Annotated in this window: 8 protein-coding genes; 4 read left to right on the top strand and 4 right to left on the bottom strand. The window is 46.9% G+C overall.

Annotated features, from left to right (window positions below):
• Window positions 1-13 precede the first annotated feature (13 nt).
• The 3 genes from AC1DYT_RS07760 to AC1DYT_RS07770 form a co-directional block, all read right to left on the bottom strand.
• On the bottom strand, window positions 14-3,358 hold the full coding sequence (locus AC1DYT_RS07760; protein WP_477469061.1) for a TonB-dependent receptor: 3,345 nt from the start codon (window positions 3,356-3,358) through the stop codon (window positions 14-16).
• Window positions 3,359-3,674: 316 nt separating this feature from the next.
• Window positions 3,675-4,868: a FecR family protein gene (locus AC1DYT_RS07765; protein ID WP_477469062.1), complete on the bottom strand. Its 1,194-nt coding sequence runs from the start codon at window positions 4,866-4,868 to the stop codon at window positions 3,675-3,677.
• Window positions 4,869-4,955: 87 nt separating this feature from the next.
• Window positions 4,956-5,552 carry an RNA polymerase sigma factor gene (locus AC1DYT_RS07770; RefSeq protein WP_477469063.1) on the bottom strand — a complete coding sequence of 199 codons (597 nt, stop codon included), beginning with the start codon at window positions 5,550-5,552 and terminating at the stop codon, window positions 4,956-4,958.
• 488 nt (window positions 5,553-6,040) lie between these two features.
• Here AC1DYT_RS07770 and AC1DYT_RS07775 point away from each other — a divergent pair, with 488 nt between their 5' ends.
• The 4 genes from AC1DYT_RS07775 to AC1DYT_RS07790 all read left to right on the top strand — a co-directional run bounded on the left by AC1DYT_RS07775 (window position 6,041) and on the right by AC1DYT_RS07790 (window position 11,922).
• Complete coding sequence (locus AC1DYT_RS07775) at window positions 6,041-7,891, top strand: CocE/NonD family hydrolase (protein ID WP_477469064.1); 1,851 nt, start codon at window positions 6,041-6,043, stop codon at window positions 7,889-7,891.
• A gap of 252 nt (window positions 7,892-8,143) precedes the next feature.
• Window positions 8,144-10,081, top strand: a complete 1,938-nt coding sequence (locus AC1DYT_RS07780) for an LTA synthase family protein (RefSeq protein ID WP_477469065.1) — start codon at window positions 8,144-8,146, stop codon at window positions 10,079-10,081.
• Between the two features lie 106 nt (window positions 10,082-10,187).
• On the top strand, window positions 10,188-10,691 hold the full coding sequence (locus AC1DYT_RS07785) for a cupin domain-containing protein (protein WP_477469066.1): 504 nt from the start codon (window positions 10,188-10,190) through the stop codon (window positions 10,689-10,691).
• A 445-nt stretch (window positions 10,692-11,136) separates the two neighbouring features.
• Window positions 11,137-11,922: a hypothetical protein gene (locus AC1DYT_RS07790; protein WP_477469067.1), complete on the top strand. Its 786-nt coding sequence runs from the start codon at window positions 11,137-11,139 to the stop codon at window positions 11,920-11,922.
• 268 nt (window positions 11,923-12,190) lie between these two features.
• Here the strand turns inward: AC1DYT_RS07790 and AC1DYT_RS07795 are convergent, their stop codons facing one another.
• Window positions 12,191-13,195 (bottom strand): LLM class flavin-dependent oxidoreductase, encoded by a 1,005-nt coding sequence (locus AC1DYT_RS07795; RefSeq protein WP_477469068.1) that lies wholly within the window; start codon window positions 13,193-13,195, stop codon window positions 12,191-12,193.
• Window positions 13,196-13,310: the final 115 nt, after the last annotated feature.

The raw sequence follows: 13,310 nt of genomic DNA on the forward strand, positions 1-13,310 counted from the left end.
AATTGTTGTTTAATTAGAAACTTGCGTTAACACCAAGCAGGAAGGTTCTTGGTTTTGGATAATCATAAAACTGGATACCCTGGGTAAAGTTGCTGTTGCCGTTGTAGGTGGAAACTTCCGGGTCATAACCGGTGTATTTGGTTATCAGGAACAGGTTTTGCCCTTGCGCGTAAACCCTCAGCCTGCTCATTTTTAATTTCTTCAAAATATTATCGGAGAAATTATACCCCAGTGTTACCGCTCTGCCACGTATGAACGAACCGTTCTCTACCTTAGTAGAATAGATTTCCGTTTGGTACCTCACGTAAGCCGGTCTGTTTTCGGCAATGCTGGTGTTTTGGTTCTCAGGCGTCCAGGCGTTTAGTACGGTGGCGTAACTATTTGCCTGGCCGGTACGGTCCTGGCCCGAGTGGCGGGTTAGGTTCATTACCTGGTTGCCGTAGTTAAACTGAAGCTCTACGCCCAGGTCGATGTTTTTATAGCGTAAGGTATTGCTAAAAGTACCGTAACCATCCGGTGTTGATTTTCCCAATACCTCGCGGTCGTCGGCGCTAATCTTGCCGTCGCCATTCAGATCCTTTATTTTCAGATCGCCCGGCAACAGGTTGTATTTAGCCGCTTCTGCAGCTTCGCTGGTTCCCCAGGTACCCAATACGGTGTAGCCATAAAAACTACCCGGGGCAAGACCTACGCGCATCAGGTTAAAATCCGAAAGGAATCCCGGCGAAAGGTAGATGTCGTCGTTATTGGTACCCAATGAAATGATCTTACTTTTCAGCAGCGAGATATTGAAGGAAGAGGTCCAGCTGAAATTATCTGTTTTGATATTTTGTGTGCTGATGGTAAACTCTAAACCTTTGTTTTGCAGCTTACCTATATTTTTATAAACGCTGCCGAAACCGCTGGTTTGTGGTAATGGTGCGTTCAACAGCAATGCCTGGGTTTTCTTTAAGTAGGCATCTGCTTCCAAAGTAACTCGGTTATTAAATAAACCAAGGGATACACCAAAATCTATCTCGGAGTTTTTCTCCCATGAAAGATCCTCGTTACCAATAGTGGTTTGGCGCGTGCCGATAGTTTGGGCACCGCCGAAAACGTAATTGGTTGTTTCTATCCTGGCCTGCGATTGGTATTCGCCAATTTCGGAGTTACCCGTTAAGCCGTAGCTTAAACGGAACTTTAGATCGGAAATGGTTTTGTTGTCTTTCAGGAAAGCTTCCTGCGATGCACGCCATGCCAGCGCTGCCGAAGGGAAGAAACCGTATTTTACGTTTTTACCAAAGCGAGATGAACCATCCTCGCGGCCGGTAACGGTTAACAGGTATTTCTCTTTGTAATTGTAATTCACCCGGCCAAAGAAAGATTGCATTTGCCATGCATCGTAATTAGAGTTGGGGATACCCGGTACGCTGCCTGCGCCAAGGTTGTAGTAGCCATAAAAATTATCAGACAAGATACTGGTGGATGCACCAAAGCCCGTTTGTTTGAAATTTTGACGTTCGAAACCGGCCACAACGTTTATCCTGTGGATGTTGTTAAACGTTTTATCGTAGGTGAAGTGGTTTTCCCATTGCCAAAAAGTGTTGTTACGCTCGCTGATGGATGCCGAACTGTACTTTTGATCGGGCGTGGCACCGCCAACCAAGCCTGTTTGCGAGTTAGGGTAGTAATTTGCCGATGTAGTTACACCCAATGTACTACGGAACTGCAGACCCGGGAACAAGTTGAAGTTTAAATAACCGTTACCGCTAAACACGCGGATCCTGGTTAATTGATTAATTTCGTTTAACTGTGCAACCGGGTTGTCGCCGCCTTCCATGTTAGGGTAATCGGTACGTTTGCCGTAGCTGCCGTCGGGGTATTTTATAGGAATGATAGGGATCATCTCGATAAGCATACGCGGGATATTGTTACCACCGGTTCCGTTATCCTGGGCGCGGCCGTCCTGCGCGTTGTAGTTTAGGGTAGCGCCAACCTTTAACCACGATTTTATTTGATTGTCGAAAGTTAAGCGGGCGTTGTAGCGTTTTAAGTAGCTATTGATGATGATACCCTGGTCGTCTGCATAGTTTAAAAACAGACCATAGTTAAGCTTTTCTGTAGAGCCGGTGAACGCAAGGTTGTGATTTTGACTTACAGCGGTGCGGGTGGTCTCGTCCTGCCAGTCTACATCGTACAGCGGCTGCAGGTTCGAGTCGAACAGCTTACCGATGAGTGCGGTACGTATAACCTTTGGGTCGTCATCTGCATATTTACCTGCCGCCCAGCCAACCGGATCATATTTTTTAATGTTGGCGTACGATTGGTCTTCCACAGCTAAAAATTGCTGTGCATTTAACACCGGAATTTTACGGGCCATTTTGCTTACGCTTACATAGCTGTCGTAGCTTATTCCGCTTGATGGTCCGCCTTTGTTGCCGCGTTTGGTAGTCACCAAAATTACACCGTTTGCACCGCGTGTACCGTAAATAGCGGTTGATGATGCGTCTTTTAATACATCTATCGATTCTATATCATTAGGGTTGATGGAATTTCCACCTTCCGTCCAAACCACACCATCCACTACATACAATGGGTCGGTATTGGTGTTGATAGAGCTGTACCCACGGATGCGGATCTTGGTGGCACCACCCGGTGCGCCAGAATTGGTTGACACGTTTACACCTGCAATTTTACCGGCGAGTTCCTGCTCCAGGTTGGTTTGTGGCCTGTCCTGTAACTGGCGACCGCTTACACTTCCTACCGAACCGGTAAGGTCTACGCGTTTTTGTGTGCCATAACCCACTACCACCACTTCGTTAAGGGCCTTTGGCTGCTCTACCAGTACCACATCAATAGTTGTACGGTTATTAATGGCAATTTCCTGCTGGTTGTAGCCTATGAAGCTGAACACCAGCGTACCGGTACCATCTGGCACGGTAAGTTTGTACGTGCCGTTTACATCGGTAACGGTGCCGGTTGTGGTGCCTTTTAGTTTTACGTTTACGCCGGGGAGCGGGCCTTTGGCATCGGTGACTGTTCCTGTAACGTCAATAGCTTTAAATTCCAACGGGGCGTAGTCTGCATCCTTCTTTTTTACCACAATGGTTTCCTGGAAAATTTTGTAAGTAAGCGGCTGCCCTTCAAAGGCTTTATCCAATGCTTCGGTAATGGTAACATTCGTTACATCAATATTGATGGCACTTGCTTTTGATACATCCTGCTTATCGTACATAAAATGATAGCCGGTTTGTTTTTCTATCTGGCGCAGTATCTTTTCAACCGAAGTGTTCCTTTGTTTTAAAGAAACTACCTGACTAAACGTTTTAGCACTGACAGTAGTGAAGGCTGCAATTATTAAAATAGCAGTGAGTTTCATAACCAAAATAATTTTGGAAAGTTTAGGCCACGCCACGGGCAAGGCCTTAGAATTAAAATTCATAAGTTTGTAGAGTTTGGGTTAAACATTAAGTTTCAATTCGTCTGATTGCGATGGTTGGGGAACCCAGATACATAGCCGGAGAAGTGTTTCGACCCACTTCCCGGTTTTTTTATGATCTACTGATGCGCTTTTTGTAAAAGCACAACCGGGTTCGCCCTGGCGGTTAACTTGGTTTTCGTTGTAGGTCTTCTGTCATGGTGTGTTTTTTAAGGTGGATATTGGTAAATATATATTGAGCTATTTTTTTGGCTATCTATAAAACGATGATGTTCTTTCCCTCAATTTTCAACTCAAGGCCGGTATATTCCAGCATCTTTAACAATTCGGATGCTTTTACATTGCGCGATATGCGTCCATTAAATTCGCGGTGCGGTATTTTGCCTTTGTAAACCACATCAACATCGTACCAGCGCGATGCCTGGCGCAGTATCATATCCACCCCCGCATCCCTAAACTGGAAGATGCCGTTCTTCCAGGCCGTTTCGTCATCTACATCAACATCGTCAACTACGCGGCTTTGGCCGTTGGTTTTTATTTGCGCCTGTTGCCCGGGTTTCAACCTTGCCGAAAAATTGCCGCTGGTAATATTTACCGCGCCCTCCAACAAAGTGGCTTTCAATACGCTTTCGTCATCATAGGCCATTACGTTGAAATGGGTACCTAAAACCTCAATTTCAGCGTGGTTGGTTTTTACTTTAAAAGGCATTGCAGGGTTTTTAGCCACTTCGAAATACGCCTCGCCAGTAATATTCACTTCGCGGGTTTTACCCGTAAAAAACGTAGGGAACCGCAATGACGATGCGGCGTTTAACCAAACCTTCGTTCCATCAGGCAGTATAACCTGATATTGTCCGCCGCGTGGAGTTACAATGGTGTTGATAGATGGGGTAGGGTTATTAACGGCCATAGCGGCTGCGTTGTATAGCAGCTGGCCGTCGGCCGTTTTTTTAACTACGGTAGCGCCTTCTTTGGCCAGGGTGCCGTTTTGGGCATTATCTAAAATGATAGCCTTGCCGTTCGCAAGGGTAAGTATGGCTTTATTGCCGCCAGGCAAGGCATCACGTGGCGGGTGTTTAACTACTACGGCCTGTGTTTGCTCTGCTTTTTTTGGGTGTATATAACGTTGAATGCAAAAACTCACGAAGAGCAACATTACTGCGGCAGCCGCAATCTTGCTCCATAAAACCACCGTTCCCCCTGATTTTTTTGGCTTATCGGCACGGCCTGAAGTGATAATGCTTTTTAGGATAGCGTCAGACTTATTGGCATCAAACAATGGTTCACCCGAGTTTAATCCATCCCAGGCCTGGCGGATAAGCTGAGAAAGCTCCTCGTCGCGGTCGCCGGCATCTATTATAGCAAACAGTTCATCACGCTCCTGCGTGGTGGTTGTTTTATTATAATAACGATAAAAAAGGTATTGCAACCTCAACCTGGATGTTTCCATTAAATGTTTTTCAATAACTGGTAGTGTAAAAGCAAGGGTGCTTTGCTTACATGACACCAAAGACTTGTAAAAAGGGGGTATAGACTACTAACTTTTTTTGAAAATAATTGCTGCAAGTATTATCACAGCCGACATATCCATATTAGACTGTACAAAATTGGTGATGGACTGGGTGGATGACTGTAAATATTTTTTTACAGTCTCGCGAGAAAGTCCCATCTGGCTGGCTATCTCGTCGTATTTTAATTTTTTGTGGCGGCTAAGCAGGTAAACCTTTTGCTGCTGGGGCGGCAGATGATCAATAGCCTGATCAAGCAGGGTGTAATAAACCTCGAGGACCGAATGGTCATCTTCCTGCACCAATGCCAAGGCATTTTCTTCGATGTGTTTTTGATGGAGGCGTTCTTTGGCAAGTTTGCGCAAGCTGTTAAGCGCGTGGTTTTTAGAAATAACAAATAAATACGCGCCGAAATTTTGTACAGCGGCGAGGTTTTCGCGGTTGAGCCATATTTTCAGGAAAACATCCTGTACTACTTCCTCTGCAAGCTCGGCAGAGCCGGTAAGCCGGTAAATATGCGCGCCCAGGTGTTGGTGATGGGTATAGAACAATTCGCTAAAGGCGTGTTCGTCTCCACCGGCAACTCTCTGGAGTAACTCGTTTTCGCAAGGTAGTACGTCTAACATAGGCTGTTATTGGTAGCGGCAAATAATAAAAAAAATACTATAAACGCAACCCTAATAATGTTTTAATGTTAAAAAAGTATCACATTGTGTAAATTGAACACAATTTAATTTCTTGAGTGATAAATATTTAATCTTTAATAAAATTTATAAAAAATGAACTTTCGTTAAAACAACGATGAATTGCCGCCAGGTTTTATCTGCCCTCGTTTATCTGGTCTGCTTGTCGGGCAATGGTGCTAACAGAAAATAACGACAGCAATAAAAGGAACGAGCTTTTTTTCATATGATGTAATGGTGGATATATCAGCCGGTAAATATAAAATACTGCGGCATATTGCAGGCCTTTTATATCAATTTTGATACGCAATGGTGAAATTGAGACGATGCTGCGACAATTATGCCCAAAGCCGCTACCGGATTTTACGATTTCCTACCCCGGAAAGCGCTTAATGATTATCTGCTTTTCGCCAAATTCAATACCTTTAGGCATGAAAAAACTTGCCTTGCTTTTCATCACTATGTTTCCGCTTATAGCCGCTGCGCAAAACCCCGATTCGGCCTGGTTTGTGAATAATTACGTCAAAAAGGAAGTGGCCATCCCCATGCGCGATGGCGTAAAGCTTTTTACATCTATATATATCCCTAAAGATGAAACCGAAAAGCACCCGATATTGCTAACCCGCACGCCATATTCGGTAGCGCCTTACGGGACCGCATACCGCTCTTATTGGCGCAGCTATATGATGCGTTATTGCAAAGAGGGCTATATCATCGTAAATCAGGATGTGCGCGGCAAATACATGAGCGAGGGTAAATTCGAAGTGGTGCGCCCCTTCAACCCCAATAAAAAAACAAAGCAGGACATAGATGAGGCGAGCGATAGCTACGATACCATCGACTGGTTGGTGAAGAACATCGCTAACAATAACGGCAAAGTAGGCGCGATAGGCATCTCGTTCCCGGGTTTTTATGCTACTATGGTGGCTTTGAGCGGCCACCCGGCTTTAAAAGTTGTTAGTCCGCAGGCACCGGTTACGGATCGCTTCTTCGGCGACGACGACCACCACAACGGCGTAATGATGCTGATGGATGCCTTCGATTTCCAAGTGGTGTATGGCTTTACTGCGCCAAGCCGCAAGCCATCGATAAACGGTGCGCGGGGTACCTTGCAATTCGGCAGCCAGGATAATTACGACCATTACCTGAAAATGGGGGCGATGCCCAACTTTACCAAACTAAGCGGGGATACCATGAAATTCTGGAGCGATATGATGGACCACCCCAACCTGGATACCTGGTGGAAAGCCCGCGATGCACGCGCCGGAATAAAGAATGTAAAACCCGCCATGTTGGTTACGGGTGGCCTTTTTGATGCGGAAGATGCTTATGGGGCATGGCATACGTACCAGGCTTTGGTGAAACAGAGCCCGGCAACCAACAGTAAACTTGTTATCGGCCCATGGTACCACGGGCAATGGGCCAGCAAGGACGGCTCGCGGTTGGGCAATGTAAGGTTTGACGGTAATACGGCTGTTTTTTATCAAAATATGGAAGTGCCCTACTTCAATTACTATTTAAAAGGCATAGGTGCCGATGTACTTAGCAAAGCCACCATTTTTTTCTCGGGCGAAAACAAATGGCGTACATTTAAGCAGTGGCCGCTGGCCGATGCCAAACCAACGCCGGTTTACCTGGAGCAGAACGGTGCCTTATCGTTTACGCAGCTACAAACCTTTGCGCCATCGTTCGATACTTATGTCAGCGACCCCGCCAAGCCTGTTCCTTATACCGAGAAAGTGCATGCCTTCCGCACCCGTGAGTATATGGATGATGACCAGCGCTTTGCTTCGCGCCGCCCGGATGTGTTGACCTATGATGGTGGGGTACTAACCGAGGACCTTACCGTGGCCGGCCCGGTAGTGGCCGATTTATTGGTTGCCTTAAGCAGCACCGATGCTGATTTTGTGGTGAAGATAATAGATGTATTTCCGGATGATACCCCTATAGACCCCATCACCAAATACCCGATGGGCGGCTACCAGATGCTGGTGCGCGCCGAGATTATGCGCGGCAAGTTCCGCAATAGTTTCGAGCGGCCCGAGCCATTTGTGCCCGGCCAAACCACTCAGGTGAAATTTACCCTGCCCGATGTGGCCCACACCTTTAAGAAAGGGCACAAGCTGATGATACAGATACAAAGCACATGGTTCCCGCTTACCGACAGGAACCCGCAGCAATTCGTACCGAACATCAATAAAGCTAGTGATGCCGATTTTGTGAAGGAAACTATTAAGATTTACCATAACCAATCGAAGATTATATTGCCGATAATAAAATAAGAGTATTGCTTTAAGGTATGGTAGAGATTTTTAACACAGAGGCCGCAAAGTGAGAAACACAAAGGCCGCGGAGATTTATTTGATTTGACTCAAGAAAACTCAGTGACCTCTGCGAAAAATCTCTGTTTCCTCTGTGTTTAGATAACCAGAATAGGGTAGATGTAAACAATGATTTAACGCTGACTTAACAATTATTTGCTTTTCGCTACATTCGCCTTTTCACAAAAAAGAGGTGTAAGTAAGCGATATTAAATGGGCAATAAATTGAGGTTAGCGGAGTATAAGGTGCTGTTGTACCGCCTGGCATTGGGTTACCTGTTCTACTTTATTGCCCGGGTATTGTTTTTCGCGTTCAATACGAACCTTATCGCCATAGATGATACCGCAACGCTGCTTAAGCTGTGTTATTACGGCATCGCGTTCGATACGGCCGCGCTGCTGTACATCAACATTTTGTTCATATTGGCCAGTGTGCTGCCCTTTACCATCAACACGCGGCCCGGCTATCAAAAAGGACTCACTATAATATACTTCACAACCAATTTACTGGCCTACGCCACCAACTTCATCGATATTATTTATTACCGCTTTAGCCAGGTGCGCTCTACAAGGGCCACGTTGGATATCGTATCTCAGGAAAGCAATAAGGAGGCGCTTACCGCCCATTTTGCCTTTGCGTATTGGTATATACTGGTAATCTTCCTAATTGCCTCGTTTTTGTGGGTATGGCTATATCAGCGCGTGAAGGTGAAACCCATCAAAACTAAGCCCGGCTGGGCATACTTTGTTTCATCGATAGGGGTGTTGCTGGTAACCGTGGCTCTGATTATCGGCGGCATACGCGGCGATTTTAAACATAGCACCCGGCCCATCAATATGGTGGATGCCTACAAACATGTTACCGTACCCAACCAGGGCGATGTGGTGCTCAATACGCCTTTCGCTATTATCCGCACCTTTAGCAGCAACAATTTCAAGCTGCAGCATTTTACTGATGAAAGTTACATCAGGGCCAACATCCAACCCATCAAGCAATACAACGGCCACCCGGCAAGCAAACCCAATGTGGTCATTATTATATTAGAGAGCATGGCCCGCGAGTATTGGGGCAGCATGAACCGCAATGCCAATATCCCCGGCTTTAAATCGTACACGCCCTTCCTCGATTCATTGAGCGATAGCAGCCTGATATTTATCAACGCCTATGCCAACGGGCGGCAATCTATCCACGGCATGTCTTCGGTTTTGGCGGGGATACCTTCGTTCCAAACAGCGTTTACTTCGTCGCCCTATGCCAAGCAAAAGATAGCGTCCATCGTGTCCGTGTGCGATAGTTTGGGTTATCAAACCTCCTTTTTCCATGGCGCGGCAAATGGTTCTATGGGTTTCCAGGGCTTCGGCAGCATCCTCGGGTTCAAAAACTATTATGGCCGTACCGAATATAATAACGATAAGGATTTCGACGGCATCTGGGGTATATGGGACGAGCAATTCTTCCGTTTTATGGCCAACACCCTCGGCACACAGCAGCAACCCTTTATGGCCACGCTGTTCACGCTTTCCTCGCACGACCCTTACCAATTGCCCGAAAAGTACAAAAAACGCTTCATCGGTGGCCCGCTGCCCATCCACAAAACGGTGCAGTATTCAGATAATGCGCTGCGGCAATTCTTCAACTACGCCAAAACCCAGCCCTGGTACGCCAATACCATTTTCGTGATAACAGCCGATCACACCAGCCAAACGCATTACCCCGAATACAGCAAGGAGCTCAACCGCTTTGCCGTGCCGATACTTTTCTACAGCGCTAATCCGGCCTATAGTTTAAAAGGCGTCCGTACGGATCTGGCCTCGCAGATGGATATCTACCCATCCCTTGCCGATTTGATAGGCTATAATAAGCCTTTCCGGTCATGGGGCCGCAGCCTCATTAGCAATATGCCCGGCGAAACCCCGCGTGTAATCAATTCCACAGGCAATATTTACCAGTTTATGCAGGGCAACTATACCTACCTGTTTGATGGTAAAAACATTACCGGCATATTCGCCGCCGCAGACAAAGGTCTTGAGCACAACCTGATGGACGGCAAGCCAAACCCCGAAATGGAAAAGGGTATGATGGATTGCAAAGCCTTTGTACAGGATTACGCCGATAGGGTAGTTAACCATAAGCTGAACGAGGCGAAGTAAGGAACAATCCTGGATACCACTTGCACCGATGGCGCAAATGCCCATAAGCATACTTGTTTTTTGAAACATAAACTCTTTTGTTCGGTTTCTTAGAGATATTAGCAATATGGAAAACCAAAAACAAGCACCAAAAGTATTAGCGGCCAACGAAGGTGAAACCCTCTCGGTTATGGGCGGGAACTACCGCATACTGGTTTCGGGCAAGGAAACGGGCGGGGCATTCGCCACCATCGAAATGCTGGTGCCGCCCGGCGGTGGCCCCGGTCCGCATGCACATGCCGATTTCGAGGAATCGTTCTATATCGTGGAGGGCGAGGTGCTGGTAAAATCTGAGGTATCCACTTTTACGGCGACCAAAGGAGCCTTTATCAATATCCCTAAAGGAGGAGTCGTACACGGTTTCAAGAACAAAAGCGATAAAATGGCTCATTTGCTTTGTACCGTGGTACCAGCGGGACTGGAGGAGATGTTCTTGGAGATAGGGCAGCCCGTAAAAGCCGGAGAATTTTTGCCACCGCCTGTAATGAGCGACCCCGAAACAGCTAGAAAAATGGTCGCTATTGCCGAAAAATATGGCCAAAAGGTTTACCCGCCCGATTATTTGGGGTAAGGCATAATTGTGCTCAAAATATTGCGGTAAGTCCGCGTAGCGAGTCGACCCACCTCACCACAGCTGTGGTGACTACGCTCAATCACGCTCTCTGCGGATTAATAGCCCGTCACTAGGCAGAATCACCAAACGTTCCTATGGAACGTTAACAAACCGACGTTTTTATTTCTACCAACCAGACGTTCCTAACGGAACGAAATTGCGTTCCGCATCCCATAGGGATGCTTGGTTGGTAGAAAATAGCAAAAATCCGACCACGTTCCATAGGAATGTTTGGTTAATCGCTTGATTTTTAGTTAATGATACATTAACCTTTGTAAATCAGCAAGATTAAAGAACGATAGTGCCCGCAGTATGTGGCTTCACATACACTCCCCCTATACAAGCCTAACCTTAAGTAAACACACAGCTAACACGCCGCACCTATCTTGGCCCTAAAAAACAAATGAAGGCTATAAAAGGCGTATTGCTGTTATCATTATTAAATGCGGGCATTGCCTGCGCGCAGGACTTAAAATTACCGGCACGAGAGCCGGAAGTATTGAAAGCCAAATACACGTTCGATTATTGGGGCAAGCTGGGGCTTTCGGGCATTGTAAGGAGCCGTACAGATAAGAACGTTTTCTGGATGCAGAACGACTCGGGCGACCAGCCACGCGTTTTCGCTATCGATAGCCTGGGCAAATTCTACCAATCGGCACGGTACCGCAACTATGAGGGCATTACCATTGCCGGCGCAACCAACGTAGACTGGGAAGATATCGCCGTAGACGACAAAGGAAACCTCATTATTGCAGATGCCGGCAACAACTATAACGATCGCCGCGACCTGGTGCTTTACGTAGTGCCCGAGCCATCGCCTATTGCCAGCAACACTACTTTTTTGAAGAAACTCTTCTTTAAATACCCCGACCAGAAAGTTTACAACGCCAAAACCGATTTCAACTACGATTGCGAGGCTGTATTTTTTGCCGATGGCAAGTTCCACATGCTCTCTAAAGACCGCATGGATACTTTTACCCGCCTTTATCGAATGGACGTAGAGAAAACCGACGAAGTAAACACGCTTACGCTACTTGATAAATTCAACATTGGCGGCAAGGTAACCGCTGCCGATTGCACCGAAGACGGCAACCGCCTGGTGGTAATTACGTACCGCTCTATCTGGATATTCGAGCGCACCGGCCCGGGCTCAAGCTGGTTCATGGCAATATTTACTGGTTGCCGGTAAAGGCCCCGCAAATAGAATCTGTTTGCTTTAAGGATGATAAAACCCTGTGGTTATTAGACGAAGAAACCGCTGCGCTTTACGAAGTACCGGTTAACAAATTGATGAAAGTTCGTTAATTTTTTTACCGCAAAGTACGCAAAGTAAAAAACGCAAAGAGCGCAAAGATTTTTTAACAGTCTCTTTAAATAGGTTAAACCAAATCAAATCTCTGCGCTCTTTGCGTTCACAACGCTGCAAATCCTCTGTGTTCTTTGCGGTGAAAAAAGACTTAACTCTTCATCGCCTCAGCAAATATCTCGTAAGAGCGCAGCCTGGCCTGGTGGTCGAAGATATGAGAGGTTACCATCACCTCGTCAACCTGGGTTTCGGCTATAAAGGCCTGCAGTTTACTTTTAACCGTTTCCGGCCCGCCAAAGATGGCGTACGTAAGCATTTGCTCTACGGCTTCCTGCTCAAAATAATTCCATACGCCTTCCATGGTATCTATGGGTGGGGGCAGCAGGTCGCGTTTGCCGGTTACAACGCCTTTGATGAATTGCTGTACCGAGGTAGCCAACCGGTTAGCTTCCGTATCGGTATCGGCGGCTACTACGTTTATGCAGCTCAATACATAGGGTTTATCTAAAAACTCCGAAGGTTTAAAGTTTTGGCGGTATAGCGCTATGGCTTCCAGAAAATAGGTGGGGGCGAAGTGGCTGGCGAACGCATAGGGGAGGCCCTTTGCTGCGGCCAAACGTGCGCTATCCAAACTGGAACCTAATATCCAAATGGGTATATCAAGCCCTTCGCCCGGCACGGCGCGTACTTTGGCCTGTTGATTATCGGCCGAGAAATATTGCTGCAGTCGTTCCACATCCCGGGGGAAGTTGAACGCCGCGTTCATGTTTTCGCCGCGGATTGCCATGGCGGTAACCTGGTCGGTGCCCGGCGCACGGCCAAGGCCCAGGTCTATACGGCCGGGGTATAAGGATGCCAGGGTACCGAATTGCTCTGCCACCACCAATGGCGCATGGTTGGGCAGCATTACCCCGCCAGATCCTACGCGGATGGTTTTAGTGCCGCCCGCAATGTAGCCGATGAGTATAGTTGGGGCCGAACTGCCCACGTTGATCATGTTATGGTGCTCGGCAAACCAATAGCGGGTGTAACCCAATTGCTCGGCATGGCGCGCCAGTTCGAGGCTATTAGGGAAGGTATCTGCGGGCGTTTTTCCCTGTACTACGGTGGCCAGATCAAGCACCGAATAGGGTATGTTGTTAAGAATAGATGTCATAATGTGAAACAATATGGCCAAAACTAAGGTATAAGGGTTGTTGTGTTTGTCAACAAATCATAAATGACTTTGTGCATACATTTTGAATTGTCCCGAATATGAAAATATAAGTGTT

Source organism: Mucilaginibacter sp. P1_D10, from assembly GCF_056406215.1.